The 18,079-nt window shown below is 41.6% G+C and carries 14 protein-coding genes; 3 read left to right on the plus strand and 11 right to left on the minus strand.

Features of this window, described 5'->3' with window-relative positions:
* Positions 1 to 26 precede the first annotated feature (26 nt).
* The 4 genes from ACX0HA_RS12135 to ACX0HA_RS12150 all read right to left on the minus strand — a co-directional run bounded on the left by ACX0HA_RS12135 (position 27) and on the right by ACX0HA_RS12150 (position 4,919).
* Entirely contained in the window at positions 27 to 689 is a 663-nt protein-coding gene (locus tag ACX0HA_RS12135) for a thiamine diphosphokinase (protein ID WP_458845558.1), read from the minus strand.
* Positions 690 to 773: 84 nt separating this feature from the next.
* Positions 774 to 1,592, minus strand: a complete 819-nt coding sequence (locus ACX0HA_RS12140; RefSeq protein ID WP_458845559.1) for a DUF4249 domain-containing protein — start codon at positions 1,590 to 1,592, stop codon at positions 774 to 776.
* 118 nt (positions 1,593 to 1,710) lie between these two features.
* Positions 1,711 to 2,535 carry a DUF4249 domain-containing protein gene (locus ACX0HA_RS12145; RefSeq protein ID WP_458845560.1) on the minus strand — a complete coding sequence of 275 codons (825 nt, stop codon included), beginning with the start codon at positions 2,533 to 2,535 and terminating at the stop codon, positions 1,711 to 1,713.
* A gap of 5 nt (positions 2,536 to 2,540) precedes the next feature.
* On the minus strand, positions 2,541 to 4,919 hold the full coding sequence (locus ACX0HA_RS12150; RefSeq protein WP_458845561.1) for a TonB-dependent receptor: 2,379 nt from the start codon (positions 4,917 to 4,919) through the stop codon (positions 2,541 to 2,543).
* A 492-nt stretch (positions 4,920 to 5,411) separates the two neighbouring features.
* Here ACX0HA_RS12150 and ACX0HA_RS12155 point away from each other — a divergent pair, with 492 nt between their 5' ends.
* A complete protein-coding gene (locus ACX0HA_RS12155) occupies positions 5,412 to 10,001 on the plus strand; it encodes an Ig-like domain-containing protein (RefSeq protein ID WP_458845562.1) in 4,590 nt (1,529 codons plus the stop codon).
* Between the two features lie 133 nt (positions 10,002 to 10,134).
* Here the strand turns inward: ACX0HA_RS12155 and ACX0HA_RS12160 are convergent, their stop codons facing one another.
* From ACX0HA_RS12160 to ACX0HA_RS12185, 6 genes are all read right to left on the minus strand, one after another.
* Positions 10,135 to 12,360 carry an NADP-dependent isocitrate dehydrogenase gene (locus tag ACX0HA_RS12160; RefSeq protein WP_458845563.1) on the minus strand — a complete coding sequence of 742 codons (2,226 nt, stop codon included), beginning with the start codon at positions 12,358 to 12,360 and terminating at the stop codon, positions 10,135 to 10,137.
* 236 nt (positions 12,361 to 12,596) lie between these two features.
* Positions 12,597 to 12,824, minus strand: a complete 228-nt coding sequence (locus tag ACX0HA_RS12165) for a hypothetical protein (RefSeq protein ID WP_458845564.1) — start codon at positions 12,822 to 12,824, stop codon at positions 12,597 to 12,599.
* Positions 12,825 to 12,922: 98 nt separating this feature from the next.
* The gene (gene rplS, locus ACX0HA_RS12170) at positions 12,923 to 13,276 is read right to left on the minus strand and encodes a 50S ribosomal protein L19 (RefSeq protein ID WP_458845565.1); all 354 of its coding nucleotides are present in this window, start codon (positions 13,274 to 13,276) and stop codon (positions 12,923 to 12,925) included.
* Between the two features lie 209 nt (positions 13,277 to 13,485).
* Entirely contained in the window at positions 13,486 to 14,160 is a 675-nt protein-coding gene (gene trmD / locus ACX0HA_RS12175; RefSeq protein ID WP_458845566.1) for a tRNA (guanosine(37)-N1)-methyltransferase TrmD, read from the minus strand.
* A gap of 113 nt (positions 14,161 to 14,273) precedes the next feature.
* Positions 14,274 to 14,726, minus strand: coding sequence for a DUF1569 domain-containing protein (locus tag ACX0HA_RS12180; RefSeq protein ID WP_458845567.1), 453 nt, complete (start codon positions 14,724 to 14,726; stop codon positions 14,274 to 14,276).
* Positions 14,727 to 14,767: 41 nt separating this feature from the next.
* Positions 14,768 to 15,568, minus strand: coding sequence for a class I SAM-dependent methyltransferase (locus tag ACX0HA_RS12185; RefSeq protein WP_458845568.1), 801 nt, complete (start codon positions 15,566 to 15,568; stop codon positions 14,768 to 14,770).
* 109 nt (positions 15,569 to 15,677) lie between these two features.
* On the opposite strand from ACX0HA_RS12185, the gene ACX0HA_RS12190 reads away from it, so the two are divergent.
* The gene (locus ACX0HA_RS12190; protein ID WP_458845569.1) at positions 15,678 to 16,610 is read left to right on the plus strand and encodes a peptidylprolyl isomerase; all 933 of its coding nucleotides are present in this window, start codon (positions 15,678 to 15,680) and stop codon (positions 16,608 to 16,610) included.
* Positions 16,611 to 16,771: 161 nt separating this feature from the next.
* Positions 16,772 to 17,332: a hypothetical protein gene (locus ACX0HA_RS12195; RefSeq protein WP_458845570.1), complete on the plus strand. Its 561-nt coding sequence runs from the start codon at positions 16,772 to 16,774 to the stop codon at positions 17,330 to 17,332.
* 21 nt (positions 17,333 to 17,353) lie between these two features.
* On the opposite strand, the gene ACX0HA_RS12200 is transcribed toward ACX0HA_RS12195, so the two are convergent.
* Positions 17,354 to 17,728 (minus strand): GreA/GreB family elongation factor, encoded by a 375-nt coding sequence (locus ACX0HA_RS12200; protein WP_458845571.1) that lies wholly within the window; start codon positions 17,726 to 17,728, stop codon positions 17,354 to 17,356.
* Positions 17,729 to 18,079 lie beyond the last annotated feature (351 nt).

Raw genomic sequence — 18,079 nt, forward strand, 5'->3', positions numbered from 1 at the left:
AAACTGTGACTGCGACTGAATACCATCTAATCAAAACATTCCATCAGCAACAGGTCGCCTTCTTTGTGTTCGATTACTACGAGGCCGTCGGCAGCGGTTTTATTACTGCTTCCTGTTCGGTAACCTATGGTCAGTTCGTCATCTTCAAGTTCGTACTGAAGGTTCTTACTGCAAACACCCGATACCTTCCCGATAGGGATAAGCGAAAGGGGAGTGCCGGCAGGATACCATTTTTCGAACTTTTTGGGTAAAAGGAATATTTTAGAGTGGTCGTCCAGTATCACGATCTTCAGTTTGTCACGATAACGGACAATGTTGGTAATATTAGTGATAGTATGGTCGGCACGGCGGCCTGTGGCCCATATCACGTTTGCCGCAGGAAAGCCACGGTCAATTAGGTAATCGAAAGCCTTTTCAAGATCGGTTTTCTCCTGGTCGGGCGTATGTACGATCTCAAGCGGGAATTGCTGCTCACGGTACACTTCGGGGTCAAATCCATTGTCAAAGTCACCCAAAAGGACATCTACTTTAATACCCAGATCCAACACACGCGGCATGGCATTGTCAAGCACAATTACAAGCGGAGACCATTCCAGCAGCTGGCCCATAAGCTCGATGCTGCATTCTGCGCCATTGGCAATGATCAAAGCAGGTTCCTGGTCGTCGCGAACAATGTGGTGTGATGACATTTATTTAGTCTAAGGTTTATAAAGTCGAAAGTCGAAAAGTAAAAAATCCTCCGGTTGGAGGACTTCAAAGTTACTATAAAATCCTTAATCTGAGATGTGCTCTATCTGCGAAACCTCAGAAAGCCTGAAGTAGCCAAAGGCATAGTTATCAGGGTTGGAATTGTTGATGATATTTCCACGCAATTCGGCCGGTGCTGTCTCAAACGGACCTACATTTGTTTCTGAAACGGTCGCATAAATTTTGTTCATATAGTTATAGTAGCGTTCTGAGATACCCATAAGCTGAATGTCTACCGGTACACCATGCGGCAAATCTTCAAAGAAAAGGAAGGTAAACGTTTCGTTGCCATTTACATACTCATCGTTAAATACTGTTGTTTGAGATTTTTTGTCTGTTCTCTGGCAACGCTGCATGTAAAAATTTTGCTGGTCACCGGGATCCTGAAAATAGGCTTTTATGAGAGGGGAGTCTCCGCTGATTCCTCCATATTCCTGAGTGGTATATAGCAGATCAGGTACAGGGTACAATGTTTCTGTAGCGGTATAGAATTCATCTTCATACTTTACGGTCAGGCTATATGTTTCCCCTAATTCAGGTATAAATGAATTACAGACATAAATTCCCGGAACTTTTTCATTTTCAAAAAAACGAAAAACAACCCCGAGGCTGTTCTCAATATTCACGATGGCTCCACTTACCATTGGTATTTCATCAGCATAATAGCTCGTTGAAGTACTGAGCCTGATAACCTGGGATTCGCCTGTATGGCCTTTATACCAGTATATAGATGCATCTACTACCAGCCTTGGTTCTGTGGTGCCCAAATCGACGCTGACCACATCTTCGCAGGAAACAGCAAATAGGGACAAGGTAAGCAACAACAGTATAGTTGTTATTTTCATGGTAAAAGAGCAATTTGTATCAAATATAATAAAACTACAGGCTACAACCGTTGGTTATCAGTCCGATGAATAAAAAAATCCACCATTAAGGTGGATTTTAACATTATTGCATTTTATGCTATTGTATTATGTAATCTACGACTTCTGCTTCGCTAAGCCTGAAGTATCCCATGGCGTAGTTATTTTCATTTGTCTGGTTAATAAGGTTGCCACGGGCATTCACCGGTGGCGTCATGAATGGGCCGGTACCGGTACCGCCTTCTGTAACAGAGATAAGTATCATCATAAAATTGTAGTAACGTTCAGATACTCCATATAATTCGACATCTACAGGAACTCCTGTCTTAAAATCTTCGTCAGATAGTATAAGTGTCATTTTATTTCCCTGTTCAAATTCATCCTTCAGCGCACCATAATGAGGGAAAGGATAAATATCGGTATCGATACGGGCAACATAAAAGTTCTTTTCTGCCCCGTTATCCTGAAAGTAATATGTTAGTTCAATATTATCACCTGTAAAGCCACCATCACTCTTTTGAACCGGAGCTTCTAAGTCAGGAGTAGGATATAATGTTTCTGAAGCGGTATAGGTTTCACCGTTGTGAACTATGGTTAGGGTGTATTTTTCGCCAATTACCGGTACAAAATTAGTACAAATGTATTCACCTGTACCCGGAGTTTCTATGAAATCGAATACTGTATTGGTGCTGTTGGTGATAAACACCGTCGCACCGGATACTACTGGTACCGTATTTTCATAATAGCTTCCGGTCATGGTCAGTTTTATTTTCTGCTGGCTGCCATCAGTGCCTTTAACCCATTTTATGGAGGCATCAACAGAGAGTCTTGGTGTTCCTGTATCAAGGTCAATATCTACCACCTCTTCGCAGGAAACGAAGAACATTACGGTCAGTATCAGGAGTATATATTTTATATTTTTCATGATGCTTAAAATTTAAAGTTGTACGTCACACTCGGGATCATACCAAAGATAGAAAGCCTTACAGCCTCATTTCTTCCGGTATCTTCATTTTGCCTGAAAGACATAGAGGCCGAATTTTGCCTGTTATACAGGTTATAGATACTAAATACCCATTCTCCCTGCCAGCCCTGTTTCTTTTCAGGTTTAGGTGTATAAGTTGCCGAAACATCAAGGTGATGGTATGCCGGCAGTCTTTGGGCATTTCTGCCACCAAATATTGGTATGTTAACGTCACCATACTGGTACTGTCCTTCAGGGTAGGTAGCAGGTTGTCCGCTTTGAAGAGCAAATATTGCCCCGAATGACCATTTTGGAGTCAGCTCGTAATTTCCTGTAACCGAAAGGTTGTGAAGTTTGTCATAGCCCGCGCGATACCAGTCGCCGTTGTTAATACCAGTCTCTTCAGGAGTTCTTCCGGGAGTCTGCTGTTCTGAGCGCGACAGGGTATAAGACACCCAGCCGGTAAGCTTGCCTTTGTTTTTGCGGAAAAGTACTTCAAGTCCGTAAGATCTTGCCTTTCCACTAAGCAGTACCTGTTCTATAGCTTTATTGGCAATCAGGTCGGCACCGTCTATATAATCAAGTTTGTTCTGTACTTTTTTGTAGAATGATTCTACTTCAAGGGTATAGGCGTCATCCTTGAAATTCCTGAAATAGCCTACTGCAAACTGGTCCAGCAATTCAGGCTTAACAAAATCATCACTTGGAGCCCATACATCAAGAGGAGTAGGTGATGAGGTGTTTGTAATAAGATGCAGGTATTGCGACATACGGTTGTAACTCGCTTTAACCGACTGATCGTCATTTATTTTAAAGGAAACAGCTGCACGGGGTTCAAAATTGTCAAAACTGGCTATTGTCTCATTTTTATCATAATGTACAGTTCCCGTTGGATCTGCTTTTTCGTAAATTTTCAGTTCGTTGTCAAACGTTACAGGTTGGTTGTTGGCATAGGTATTCATGTTTTGTTCTCCTAAACGGTAGAACATGCTGTAACGCAGTCCGTAGCTAACGGAGATGCTTTCGCTTAACTCTTGTTCGGCATCTATGTACAGAGCAGGCTCAAAGGCATACTTTTTCTCCAGTTGGTCATAATTAATGGATGAATTGGGACCAAGGGGTTTTACCGTACCCGGATTAAAGTCATAGTAAACAGCATTAAGACCGTAATTCAGTTTGAATTTATTATTCAGATAGTGCTTAAGATCATACTTAAAGTTGTAGTTCTTGATTCCTGAATCCCATTTGAGGTCGATGAAACCAAGTTCTAATCCATAATAGTAATCACTGTATATCATACTTGCATTCGCAAATAACTTATCGCTGAACAGGTGATTCCAGCGCAGGTTAAGTACCGCATTACCATATACATTATTAAAGCTGTCGCTTATATCCAGAAGGTCGCGGCCAAAATAACCTGAAAGGTAAAGATTGTCGTTCGCTCCGAGGTTATAGCTTAATTTGGTATTCAGGTCATAAAAATAAGCTGAGTTATCATTATCCGCCAGCTTAAGGAAAAGGTGAGCATAAGATGCTCTTCCTCCAATAAGGAATGAGGCTTTATCTTTAACTATAGGGCCTTCGGCAAGCAGTCGGCTTGAAATTACGCCTATACCTCCTGTCATGTGAAAGTCTTTCTTATTACCTTCCTTTTGGTAAATGTCAAGAACCGATGATAATCTTCCGCCATATCGCGCCGGAATACCTCCTTTGTAAAGCTTCAGGTCTTTAATCGCATCAGCGTTAAATACCGAGAAAAAACCAAACAAGTGGGAAGAGTTGTAAATAGTAGCTTCATCGAGAAGGATAAGATTCTGGTCGGCTGAACCTCCACGAACGTTAAAACCTGATGCGCCTTCACCGGCATTGGTTACACCCGGCAGGGTTAGCAGTGACTTTAATACGTCCACTTCACCCATAACAACGGGCATTTTTTTAATTTCTTCGGCTGACATCCTGTTGACACTCATTTCAGGTTTACGAATTTCAGCTCGTTTCACATTGTTGGTAATAACAAGTTCCTGGAGTTCTTTACTGTCAGAAGCCAGACCGTAATTTTTACGTGCATTGCTGTTAAGGACTACGGTTTCTGTACGTGTTCCAAAGCTTACATAGCTTATCAGCACAGTATAGGTGCCGGCAGGAAGCGAGATGGAGTAAAAACCGTATTCGTTTGTAGAGGTGCCGGTTTGTAGTTCCTTAATGTAAACGCTGGCACCGATAAGGGTTTCGTTACTGCTGTCGTCGGTAATGGTACCGCTAAGCGTAAATTTTTCCTGTGCAAAGACAGTACTGAAAATGAACAGAAGGAATACCGAGAGGAATCCTTTTTTGTGTAAGGTCATGTTTTACTGGTTTTGTCGAAGCTTTTAGCTTCAGGTGATTGATTGATGGCTGAACCCGTGCAAAATTGCAATATCTACTGCAGTGGCTCTTATTGTAATTTTAGTTTTGTTAATTAATTTTTAATACTGATTTAGATTTTCCTTTTTCATAACGGTATTTGACGAATGAAAGTATATAATGTTACAATATTTACGATTTTTTAATCTTCACATTTTAAGATTAGATTAACAATATCGCAGTTTGCTTGTTAAATATAATGTGTTGTTTATCAGTTTTTAAGATAAAATTGAGTGGCGAATAAAGGGTATCAATTTAGTCTGTGAGTGTTTTATGTATAGGTAGGATTTAATAGCGATATAGGTAAAGGTATAAATTTGATTGCCATTTAACTTAAATGGTGTATCTGGTTTTTAAAAACAATGTTTTTGTTGCTGCATATTTAAAATTTTAGCAAAAACCATCCGGATTGAATATTAACACCTTTAGACTATATGAAAATAACTACTTTCAAAAGCCTCTTTAAAACAGGCGGCAGGAACTTTGCCATTCTTGCCTCGCTGCTTTTGGCAGGAGGCACGGCTTCTGCCCAGATTTCTGCCTATTCGCGCACGCAGTTGAGCGGACAAACCTATACCCAGATTTCGGGAGGTACGGTTATTAATACCGATGCACAGCTAACATCTGGTGGTAATCAGGATAGCGGAGCTGTGCTTGTAACACTGCCATTTACCTTTACCTATGATGGGAATCCGTTTACACAGGTGACATTCTCAACCAATGGATGGGTTGCCATGGGCAATCAGGTTTCGGCCGCCGCAAGTGTGGCCGCTACTTTGTTTAATGTTAATGCTCCAAATAATAATCTCGCTCCCTGGATAGGCAATCTTGGCGGTAACTGGCCTATGCCTGCAGGTAACGGAAGCATGGTGCATGGCACGGTAGGTACAGGTGTATATGCTTTTGAATGGAGAAACATTAACAGCAGCAGTACTTTGACAGTACCAACCACTGTAGATAATGTGAATTTTATGGTGTTGTTGTATGGACCTGCCTCGGCTACTCCGGGCAGAATTGAATTTTTATATGGTGCTATTGCCGGAAATGTGCTCACCGGTGCGAGTAAAGCTATTGGAATTAAAAATTCAGTCGGCGGAAACGGAAATTACCTTAATGCCCTTAACGGATCTTCTTATGTTAATTCTAACCCGTCGGTTTGGCCGGGGAGTGGTAACGGCTACAGATTTGATGTGCCTGTTGCCTGTAATGACACTCCGACAGGAGGTACATTATCTTCTGATACAAATATGATTTGTACAGGCGCCGCAGTCCCATTACTATATGGGGTGGGTACTACTGTGGGAACTGGATTGACCTATCAGTGGGAAGAATCTACAAATGGCGGAACTTCATGGGCTAATGCCACAGGAGGTACTGGTGCTACTACTATGGGGTACACACCTCCCGTTTTTGCAGGTACTGCTATCCGGTACCGTTTAAAGGTTACTTGTACAGCGAGTGGCTTAACTGCTTATTCTGCATCATCATTAGTAAACCCAGTGGCTGCCCCTACAACCCAGGTTACAGGGCTTTCGGCTATAAAAGCGGGTAATGCAGCTACATTAATATGGACACCCGGAAATGGAGGAAGAAGGTTAGTAATAATGAGCACTTCGCCAATTGTTGATCCTGTTAATGGGGCCGGTATACCTACATATGCTGCAAATGCCGTATGGCAGAATGCAGGACAGCAGATTATGGCTGACAATGCCATCGCAACCTCTACCAGCACTGCTGTTTCTGGTTTAACATGCGGTACAACCTATTATGTGAAAATGTATGAATATAACCGATGTGGATCAACTCCTTCATTTACTACTTATATCAATACGGTGACAGGTACAAACGGAATAACATTTGTTGCAACACCGGTTACAGCGGCAGCACTTCCGCTGACGGTGAATTTTCAGAATTTTGATGCCACAAACCCGGGTATAAATGAGGTGGGCTGGTATGCCGCAAGAGGTACAACCGGAGCTATAGAGCCTTCGGCAGCTCCAACAACAATGATGACCTCTTCTTGGACTGCGGCAGCAGCTGCAGCAACGACACAACTTGGCATACCTACTATTAAGCATACACTGTTTAATAATACTCAGAACGGCTGGATCATAAGCCCTAAGATTGTTTTGACCTCAGCATCAAGACTAAAGTTTAAAGCTGCAATAACTGATTCAGGCGTAGGTACTGCCGATCCTGATAGGATGATGGGAACAGATGATAAGGTAAAAGTCCTTGTGTCAACAGATGGCTGTGGTGCAGTATGGACACCGATTTATACTTTTGACGCTACAAATACAGCCAGTCTTACAAATGTGCTTACGGATTATGTTATAAGCCTGGGTGCTTATACAGGTCAAACGATACAACTTGCTTTTCAGGCAACAAGCGGGCCTGTAAACAATGCAGGTATAAATTGCGATTTTCATATTGGCGCTTTATTGATAGAACCTCTGCCTCCATGTGCAGCGCCTGTTTTAAATGATGTAACAGGAGTTACTAAGAATTCTGCTACTATATCATGGCAGTTACCGGCAGCGGGTACACCAACAGCGTATGAGTATGCGGTTGCAACAACAAATACACCTCCGGCTTCAGGAACCGAAACTACACAAACTGCCATCAGCCTTACTCCTGCTGTGATATCACCTGCAACTACCTACTATGTATTTGTAAGGACAAAATGTACCGATGTTTACAGCGACTGGAGTGTGGTGAAAATATTTATGACACTTTGCGATTATCCGGATCTGCTAACTTCTGCCGGTGATACTGCCTGTGGATTAGGAGAAGCTACATTAACAGCAACGGCTTCGCCGGGCGGAATTATCAATTGGTATGCTGCAACTACAGGCGGAGCACCATTGGCTTCAGGAGCTTCTTATAACGTGTCAGGACTTCAGCAGACAACTAATTATTATGTATCTACTGCGACACCTGTGGCTTCTCAAACAGCTATACTTGGAGCTGCAACAGGTTTTAGTCCGGCTGCGGGAGTATCTCCATATTATAATAGTGCCGGAGGAGTAAAGACTCAATACATAATCAGGGCTTCTGAACTTCAGGCTATAGGTCTTTATGCCGGCCCGATAAATTCGCTTGCAATTTCGGTTGGCAACCCGGGCACAAATGTATACAACGGATTTGCGGTAAGCATAGGGCATACTGCACAAAACCAGTCAACTAGTACTCATATCGGTGGGTTGACTACAGTGTATTCTAATGCACTTCAGATATTAACGACAGGCTTTAATACCTATGCTTTTACAACACCTTTTATTTGGGATGGAACGAGCAATCTGGTAGTGCAGATATGTTATAGCAATAATGACGCAGGTAATGCCGATCCAACATCATGGTCTAATGTTAATTCATATGCTACAGGCTTTACCAGTAGTACATGTACCCGAGATAGTTTTGTTACAGCCGATGCTATTTGTGGAGCTCCGGGGGAGGGCGGTATAGGTATAACCTCGACAGCGACAAGCCGTCCGTTAATGTCTTTTAACGGGACTAAGCTTTGTTCAGGCCCACGGGTAATGGTAACAGTTACGGTAAACGATGCTCCGGATATTGTTGCTGTTGTTTCAGATAATACTATCTGCTTAGGGGAGAGTACTAACCTGAATGTAACTAGTGCCAATGCAGGATATACTTATAACTGGATGCCGGGTAACCTTGCAGGTGCGGCTCAAACAGTGAGCCCGACAGAAAATACAACGTATACTGTTACAGCTACTGATGCTGCTTCAGGATGTGTGGAAGTGGCAGAGGTAGAGGTGGTGGTAAACGCCCTGCCTGCTGCCATTACAGTAACGGCTTCATCAGATGTTGTTTGCCAGAATTCAGTTGTGGCACTTACAGCTTCAGAAAGCGGGCCTGACTATGTGTGGTCTCCTGCTGAAGGACTGTTTACAGATGAAGCTGCTACAATAGCTTATACAGGAACACCGGCTGCGACCGTATATTATTATGCCGATGCTGATGCTTCATTTACGGTAAGTGTTACAAATGCTAATGGATGTACAATAGCAGCTGATATAGATGTAACAGTAACAATTATTGCTGCTCCGGAAGCTAATGCTTCACAAACGATTTGTAACGCAGGTACTATTGCCGATTTGCAAACTACAACAAGTGAGGAGATCAAATGGTATGCTGATGCCAGTGGAGGAGAAGCACTTGATAATACTACGGTTCTTGTTGATGGCGAACATTATTTTGCTTCACAAACAGTCAACGGATGCGAAAGTGTTGCAAGAACTGAAGTTACAGTGGCTATAAACGTTGTTGCAGCTCCTGAAGCAAATGCTTCACAAACGATATGTAATGCAGGTACTGTAGCCGATTTACAGACTACATCCGGTGAAAACATTACATGGTATACCGATGCCGAAGGTGGTGACATGCTTGATGCAGATGATGTCCTGACTAATGATGAAGATTATTTTGCTTCACAAACAGTTAATGGGTGCGAAAGTGCAGTAAGGACAAGTGTAACTGTTGTTATAAATACACCTGCGGCGCCAACAGGTGCAGCTACTCAGGCAATCACAGCTGATATTGCGACTGATGCTACTCTTGAGGATGTTGTGATTGAAGGCGTTACAGGTACTGTAACATGGTATGCTACGCTGGCTGACGCACAGGACGGTGAAAATGCTCTGGATGTAACAACGCAAATTTTAAATGATGAGGACTATTTTGCTACACAAACCATCAATGGCTGTACAAGTCTTGATGTGTTTGCGGTAACTATTGACCTTACACTTGGTAGTGATCGTTTTGATGTAAAAGCATTTACATATAGCCCTAACCCGGTTAAAAACGTACTTACTTTGTCATACTCTTCAGCTATCGATACTGTAACAGTATATAATATGCTGGGGCAGACAGTACTGTCGCAGCGATTTGATGCAACCCAGGCCAATGTTGATATGATCAATCTTGCAGATGGTACTTATATGTTAAAAGTAACTTCTGGTGAAGTTTCTAAAACGGTAAAAGTACTTAAGGTACAATAAGAATTTAGCTAAAACCAAATTGGCCGGCCCCGCAGTAGCGGGGCCGGTTTTTTTTATATGTGTTTGTTGATGGATGCCTATAAAAAAAGCTACCCTTTCGGATAGCTTTTCAAATATGAATTTCAACCGGGTATTAAGCCAGTTTTGCAAGTATAGCATTAAATGTTGCGCTCGGTCTCATTGCTTTGTCAGTAAGGTCATAGTTAGGGTGGTAGTAACCGCCTATTTCCTGAACTTTGCCCTGAGCAGCGATAAGCTCAGCATCAATTTTAGCCTCATTAGCTGTCAGTTCAGCAGCGATAGATTCAAATTTAGCTTTAAGTTCAGCATCTTTAGTTTGTGCAGCAAGAGCCTGAGCCCAGTAAAGCGCAAGGTAGAAGTGAGAACCGCGGTTATCAATCTCGCCCACTTTACGTGCAGGAGATTTATCGTTTTCAAGGAATTTCTCATTAGCTGCATCAAGCGTTTCGCTTAATATAAGTGCTTTAGCGTTATCCTGAGTCTGTCCAAGGTGCTCCAGCGATACACCAAGTGCAAGGAACTCACCAAGAGAATCCCAACGAAGGTAACCTTCTTCTGTAAATTGCTGAACGTGCTTAGGGGCAGAACCTCCCGCGCCTGTTTCAAACAATCCGCCACCATTCATTAGCGGAACGATAGAAAGCATTTTAGCCGATGTACCAAGCTCAAGGATTGGGAAAAGGTCTGTAAGGTAGTCACGCAGTACGTTTCCTGTTACAGAGATAGTGTCTTCACCTTTACGGATTCTCTCAAGAGAGAAGTTGGTAGCATCAACCGGGTTCATGATACGGATATCGAGCCCGTTAGTATCGTGGTCTTTAAGGTATGTTTTTACTTTCTCGATAATCTGGAGATCGTGAGCTCTGTTCTCGTCTAACCAGAACACAGCAGGAGTAGCAGATAATCTTGCACGGTTTACCGCAAGCTTAACCCAGTCCTGGATTGGAGCGTCTTTGGTCTGGCACATCCTGAAGATGTCACCAGCCTCAACGTTTTGCTCCATGTAAACAGTACCGTTATTGTTATCGATTACTTTAATAACACCATTGGCAGCAGCCTGGAACGTCTTGTCGTGAGATCCATACTCTTCTGCTTTTTGCGCCATAAGGCCAACATTTGGTACGCTGCCCATAGTTGCAGGGTCAAAAGCACCGTGTTTTTTACAGTCGTCAATAGTCGCTACATAAACACCTGCATAACATCTGTCCGGGATAATTGCTGCAGTATCCTGAGATTTGCCTGCTGCATTCCACATTTGTCCGGATGTACGAATCATTGCCGGCATTGAAGCATCAACAATAACGTCAGATGGTACGTGCAGGTTAGTGATTCCGTTATCAGAGTTAACCATTGCAATAGCCGGACCATTGTTGTAAACAGCTTCGATAGCCGCTTTTACTTCAGCTTCCTGAGCGTTTCCTGCTATTTTAGCATACACATCGCCAAGACCATTGCGTGTGTCAACACCAAGCTGTTTGAATAAAGCAGCATACTTTTCGAATACATCTTTGAAGAACACTTCTACAATAGCACCGAAAATGATAGGGTCAGAAACCTTCATCATGGTAGCCTTAAGGTGTACAGAGAACAGTACGCCTTCCTGTTTTGCTTTTACAATCTCTTCAGCAATAAATGCTTTCAGTTTGTTAAGGTTAAGCGCAGAGGTGTCAATAATTTCACCTGCTTTAAGCGCAGTTTTATCTTTAAGAACGGTAACAGTACCGTCGTTTGCAGTCAACTCAATCCTTACATCAGTCGCTTCTTTAACGGTAACCGATTTCTCGCTGCCGTAGAAGTCACCTTCTGTCATGCTTGCAACACGGGTTTTAGAGTCAGCGCTCCATTTGCCCATAGAGTGCGGGTGTGCTTTAGCATAGTTCTTAACAGCTCTTGGAGCCCTACGGTCAGAGTTACCTTCGCGTAGTACCGGGTTAACGGCAGATCCTAATACTTTGGCATATTTAGCTTTGATCGCTTTTTCTTCTTCAGTTTTTGCGTCTTCCGGCAGGTTAGGGATGTTGTATCCTTGCTCCTGAAGTTCTTTGATAGCAGCTTTAAGCTGAGGTACAGAAGCCGAAATGTTTGGTAATTTGATGATGTTAGCCTCAGGAGTAGTAGCCAGCTGGCCAAGTTCTGTAAGCGCATCGCCAATTTTCTGGCTGTCAGTAAGGTTTTCCGGGAAGTTGGCAAGTATCCTTCCGGCAAGAGATATGTCACGGGTTTCAACTTCTATTCCTGCAGGTGCAGTAAACGCCTGCACGATAGGAAGTAATGAATGGGTGGCCAGCATTGGGGCCTCATCAGTTATCGTATAAAAGATTTTTGATGTTTTGGACATTGTGTTCGTTTGTTTAATGACCCTTCCGGCATGGCTGCTGAAAGGCTGATTATTACTATGTTATTTGAGTGTTTGTCTGAGTTGTTTCCCGTTAGGTGCGGTATTGCAGGCCTGATAAGAAACAAGGCTCGCAAATATAGGAAAATCTTATGTAACAGGGTGTTGGTAAATCGGTAAAAAAACGTTGTAGTTATTTTACAATCCGCAATATTTTAAGGAACAGAATCCCCTGAGTTTTATTCCGGCTGTTCTTTTAGCTTGTTTATCCTTTCCAGGAGAACATTGGTGAATTCTTTGGTAATTACCTTGTTTACCTGTCCTTTACAGTCGGGTATGGAGTAATACCTCACATGGGTAAGTTTGGCTCTGGCGCTTACCACTTCTTCTACTTCATAAATGTGTTTGATGTTTACAAAGTGTACGCCGCCGCGAATGTCTGCTATTTTGATAAAGATCGGATCCATGGTGTAAAGGTAGGGAAATATAGTGGTTTGGAGGGGTAGGGTATGGGCAAAAAAAATCCCATGCAATGCACGGGATCTTATATATCTCTGAGAAAAGATTATCTTCTTCTTCTTTCTTTGATCTTAGCTTTTTTACCAGTAAGTTCACGGAAGTAGAATATACGAGCTCTTCTAACTTTACCTCTTTGGTTAACTTCAATTTTCTGAAGAGCCGGCATGTTAAGCGGGAAAATACGCTCTACACCTACAGCACCAGACATTTTACGGATAGTAAATGTTTGAGTGATTCCAGCACCTCTTTTTTGGATAACAACTCCTTTAAAGAACTGAGTTCTTGTTTTTTCACCCTCTTTAATTTCGTAGTATACAGTTAATGTATCACCTGCGTTAAAATCAGGAAAATCTTTTTTTTCTACAAATTCGCTTTGTACAAATTTTAATAAATCAGACATGATTATTAGTTTTAATTGTTTGATTCAAAACAACATATCACGATTTTCGCCAGAGGTTGATCCGAATGAGGGTGCAAATATAAAAGTTTTTTGTTTAAAGTTTAAAGTTTAATGCTGTTTTTTTAAGTTTTCAAGTTCAAAAAGCTTCTAAACCTATTGTTTAGATTACCTGAAAGGGTCTTGTGGAGCAACTTTAAACAAATTATCACTTACTCTAAAAGATCCGGCCTTCTGGTCTTTGTGTGTTCCATGGCCATGTCTTCGCGCCATTTGTCTATGTTGGCAAAGTTTCCGCTTAGAAGCACGTCGGGCACTTTCCAGCCTTTATATTCGGCAGGTCGGGTGTATACCGGTGGTGCAAGCAGGTTGTCCTGAAAGCTGTCGGTAAGCGCTGAGGTCTCATCGCTCAGTACACCCGGAATAAGACGGATGATACTATCGGCTACAACGGCTGCAGCAAGTTCGCCACCTGAAAGCACAAAATCGCCAATAGATATTTCTTTAGTGATAAAATGGTCACGCACACGCTGGTCTACACCTTTATAGTGACCGCAAAGTATAATGATGTTCTTTAAAAGCGACATACGGTTAGACATGCCCTGGTTCAGGGTTTCGCCGTCGGGTGACATATAGATCACTTCGTCGTACTCGCGTTCAGCTTTCAGCTTAGAAATACATGTATCAATAGGTTCGATCATCATAACCATACCGGCTCCGCCTCCAAACTGGTAGTCATCTACATTTTTATGCTTGTTGGTGCTGTAGTCCCTAAGATTGTGAAGGTGAATTTCTACAATGCCTTTGTCCTGGGCACGTTTAAGTATTGAGGCGTCGAAAGGGCTTCGTAATAATTCAGGAAGCAAGGTAATGATGTCTATTCGCATTTTACAATGTGATAATTTAATAATGTGCAAATGTAGCAATTCCTTTAGCAATGTGAACTACACTGGACTAAAGGAATTGTTATATTAGAGAATTGCTACATTATTACATTAAATTAAGCCCCAAACTGCCTTAAATGGTGGTCAAGGTGCTTCCATTGCAACAAATCCCATTCGTGATGTGTCATGTGGCCAAAGAACGGGTGTTTTTCAATCTTTATGGCGGCATGCCCTTCTTTTGCAAAAACAGCTACCAGTTCGATTAGTTCTTTTTTTGATTTTTCAAAATCCGGTTCATGTTTGATTACAAACTCCTTTGCTGTAGGCGAACCTTTGCCGAAAGGCTGATTGCTGGTGAGTTTCTTTTTTGCTGATTTACCAAAAAGGAAGCTAAGTATCGGTTGGGGTTTTACTTCCAGTGTTCCTAAAGCTACTTTTATAGGCATCTGGCTGTGCAGCAGCATCTGGCTAACCGTCATTTTACCCCATTGAGATAGTTTAATGGGTGTAAGTGTTTCAATGCGGTCTATTATATGTTGATTCCCTTGTGGGTCAAAAATACTTTCCATAGTTAAATATTAGGTTTACGCAAAAATAATAATTATTCAGATTACTTTTTCGTCGCTTTAATGGCATATACCATCGGTATGTTGTTGCCTAAGTGGGCTATTCTGTAATTGCCAGGCTCAAATTCCTCAGTACCACGGAAACAGTTATAAGGCGAGTAGTCATATTCGTTCAGAACATTTATTTCAAGTCCTGCTCCTATAAGATTGTTTACCACTTCACTGATACCGTGATTCCAGGTGATCATTTCATATTCGGCTGGGGTCGACATATCAGCATAAGTACCCAGTTCGGTTTCAATTATAGCTTCGGTTTTGAAATAACGGTAGGCTACCTTTTCAAAATTAGGGTCAAACATCCATACCACAGGGTGAAATTCGGCAAAAACAAACTTTCCGCCCGGTTTCAGGAAGCGTGAAACTGTCCATGCCCATTTTTCAAGGTCGGGCAGCCAGCCTATTGTGCCGTAACTGGTAAAGACGATGTCAAATTCTTCATCGAGTACTTCATGCAGGCTGTAAACATCTGAACATATAAAGCGAGTGTGCGCTTCCGTCTGAACTGATAATTCACGGGCTTTTTCAATGGCTTTGTCTGACAGGTCGACACCTGTAGCTTCGGCACCCAGTCGGCTGAATGAAATAGTGTCCTGTCCGAAATGGCATTGCAGGTGCAGTATCTTTTTGCCTTTAATGTCACCAAGCAATGATAGTTCAATTTCGTTTAAGGTATTCTTTCCTGCAAGGAATGACGGCATGTCGTAAAACTCGGAGTTTACGTGTACTTCAGTCTTATCGTTCCAGGCTTTTCGGTTTATATCAAGGTAATCGTCTTCTTTTTTCATTTTATGATTGATTGTTGATGACCAAATTTAAACTTTTGTTATGACAGTGTGCGAATGATGATAGGAATTAATTCGTAAATTTGCATCTTTCAAAATAAACAACAACATAATGGAAAACGGAATTTACGCAAAATTCAATACCGCTAAAGGGTCTATCCTTGTGAAACTTACACACGATCTTACACCCGGAACAGTTGGTAACTTCGTGGGCCTTGCAGAAGGTAACCTTGAAAACGACGCTAAGCCTCAGGGTAAACCATATTATGACGGACTTAAATTTCACCGTGTTATCGCTGATTTCATGATACAAGGTGGTTGTCCACAAGGAAAAGGTACCGGTGGTCCGGGTTACCAATTCGATGATGAATTCCACCCGTCACTTCGTCACGATACTCCTGGTGTACTTTCAATGGCAAATGCAGGTCCGGGTTCAAACGGATCTCAGTTCTTTATTACTCATGTTGCTACACCTTGGCTTGATGACAAGCACACTGTGTTTGGTAAAGTAGTAGAAGGACAGGATGTAGTTGATGCTATCCAGGGTAATGATGCTCTTGAAAGCGTTGAGATCATCCGTGTTGGTGAAGAGGCTCAGAAATGGAATGCTATCGAAGCATTCAGGACTTTTGAAGGTTCTCGCGAAAAGCGTGTTGCTGAAGCTAAAAAACAGGCTGAAGAGGCTATGGAGAAACTTGCTGCAGGCTTTGAGAAGACTGAAAGCGGACTTCGTTACAAGATCATCCAGAAAGGTGACGGAAAACAGGCTCAAAAGGGCAAAACTGTTTCTGTACACTATAAAGGTGCTCTTGAGAACGGTCAGGAATTTGACTCTTCATACAAAAGAAAACAGCCAATTGATTTCCCTCTTGGGCAAGGCCATGTTATCGAAGGATGGGACGAAGGTATCGCCCTTCTTCAGGTAGGAGACAAAGCTCGTTTTGTTATCCCTTCTCACTTAGGTTACGGTGAGCGCGGTGCAGGTGGTGTTATCCCTCCGGGAGCTACACTTATCTTTGACGTTGAACTTGTAGACGTAAAATAATTCTCAGTATTGAGAAATGAGATATCAGAAGGCTGTCCGAAAGGGCAGCCTTATTTTTTGCGAGAACTGTAAACTTTAAACTGTCAACCGTTAACTAATTATTGGAATACTTTTTGAAAGTAACGCTGTATAATCCTATTTTTGCAGCAATTCAATTACTTATGAAATACGCTTTATTTATCATAGTTTCTCTTTTAGGTTTTACTGCTAAAGCACAGTTGCCGGGCGGCAATGCCATGCACTGCGGTTATGATTTTACTTCTTATGTCGTTTTAGACGTGCATGAATCAGGTAAAAAAGAAAATATCAAAAACCTTAAAATTACGGTTGTAGACAGCCTTGGCAGGGATCTGATTAATATTGGTAACCGTTACAGCTTTAAGAATGCTAATCAGCCGATGGTGTTTTCTTCCAACTATCTTATAGGAGATAATAACCAAAGATTGCAGCCGGGTGAAACAGCTAAGAAAGAACGTTATTTTTTTCCTTTTGCCAAAGATAATTACCTGCTTAACGTAGCGAATACTTTCCCTGCTGATAATTTTTCTATAAAAATAGAAGATATTGACGGTAACGAAAACGGCGGGAAATTCAAAACGCTTATCCTGCCGCTATATGCTTATAATATGTATGTTTTATGTTCTAACGAAAGCCAGCAGGCTGCTGTAAAATTTGGACGTAAAATGAATAAGCCTGTAGATGTTGTTATGGAGAAAGATTAATCTGTTGTATTTAACAACAGATTAATTAGAAACGGTAATAATTTTGATATTCTTAACTCCTGCAGGCATTTCCCAAACCACTTTATCATTGATCTTAAAGCCTATTAAGGCTATGCTTAGCGGGGCAAAAACTGATATTTTACCTTCTTTAATATTCGAATTCTGAGGAAGTACAATATTTACCTTTAGTCTCTGTCCGGTTTTAATGTCTTCAATCTCCACGTTCGAGCCTATTTTTACAACTGTATCAATCGGTTCTGTTTTATTTACAACTGCTCTGTCGAGCTCTCTTGAAAGTTGTTTTACTTCTTTATCAATTTTTGAATTGGTATTGTTCTTAATTAATTCCCTCAAAGTAGTATAATCATTAAAGGAAAGTGTTGGTATAGGATTCATATTCTTATAGTTTTATAATTTATTTATTGATTGTTTTTTTCTTTAAAATACATTTCAGCAAACTCTTAAAAGTCTTGTTAAGGCACATAAATGCAATACTTATTATAGCTGGTGGGCTATTAGATTGCAGGATGCAACTAATGGCTTACAATAAAAAATGAAATTATTGCAACAAAGATTAACGACAGCGTCCAGATAATACGGCGTGCTGTTAATAAAGCTAAAAGCTTATAATAGTTGAGATTAAAGAGGATATGGCGTAGCAGTATCCTTTAATAAAGTGATATGTGAAATCCCCTGTTGAAGTGTATATAATAAGCAGGGGGCTTATATAATGAAGGCCTTACTATG

Source organism: Flavobacterium hauense, from assembly GCF_054457175.1.

What these genes read in the sequence shown, in the direction of transcription:
- ACX0HA_RS12135 (WP_458845558.1), bottom strand. Translation starts at nt 689, where the DNA reads ATGTCATCACACCACATTGTTCGCGACGACCAGGAACCTGCTTTGATC.
- ACX0HA_RS12140 (WP_458845559.1), bottom strand. Translation starts at nt 1,592, where the DNA reads ATGAAAATAACAACTATACTGTTGTTGCTTACCTTGTCCCTATTTGCT.
- ACX0HA_RS12145 (WP_458845560.1), bottom strand. Translation starts at nt 2,535, where the DNA reads ATGAAAAATATAAAATATATACTCCTGATACTGACCGTAATGTTCTTC.
- ACX0HA_RS12150 (WP_458845561.1), bottom strand. Translation starts at nt 4,919, where the DNA reads ATGACCTTACACAAAAAAGGATTCCTCTCGGTATTCCTTCTGTTCATT.
- ACX0HA_RS12155 (WP_458845562.1), top strand. Translation starts at nt 5,412, where the DNA reads ATGAAAATAACTACTTTCAAAAGCCTCTTTAAAACAGGCGGCAGGAAC.
- ACX0HA_RS12160 (WP_458845563.1), bottom strand. Translation starts at nt 12,360, where the DNA reads ATGTCCAAAACATCAAAAATCTTTTATACGATAACTGATGAGGCCCCA.
- ACX0HA_RS12165 (WP_458845564.1), bottom strand. Translation starts at nt 12,824, where the DNA reads ATGGATCCGATCTTTATCAAAATAGCAGACATTCGCGGCGGCGTACAC.
- rplS (WP_458845565.1), bottom strand. Translation starts at nt 13,276, where the DNA reads ATGTCTGATTTATTAAAATTTGTACAAAGCGAATTTGTAGAAAAAAAA.
- trmD (WP_458845566.1), bottom strand. Translation starts at nt 14,160, where the DNA reads ATGCGAATAGACATCATTACCTTGCTTCCTGAATTATTACGAAGCCCT.
- ACX0HA_RS12180 (WP_458845567.1), bottom strand. Translation starts at nt 14,726, where the DNA reads ATGGAAAGTATTTTTGACCCACAAGGGAATCAACATATAATAGACCGC.
- ACX0HA_RS12185 (WP_458845568.1), bottom strand. Translation starts at nt 15,568, where the DNA reads ATGAAAAAAGAAGACGATTACCTTGATATAAACCGAAAAGCCTGGAAC.
- ACX0HA_RS12190 (WP_458845569.1), top strand. Translation starts at nt 15,678, where the DNA reads ATGGAAAACGGAATTTACGCAAAATTCAATACCGCTAAAGGGTCTATC.
- ACX0HA_RS12195 (WP_458845570.1), top strand. Translation starts at nt 16,772, where the DNA reads ATGAAATACGCTTTATTTATCATAGTTTCTCTTTTAGGTTTTACTGCT.
- ACX0HA_RS12200 (WP_458845571.1), bottom strand. Translation starts at nt 17,728, where the DNA reads ATGAATCCTATACCAACACTTTCCTTTAATGATTATACTACTTTGAGG.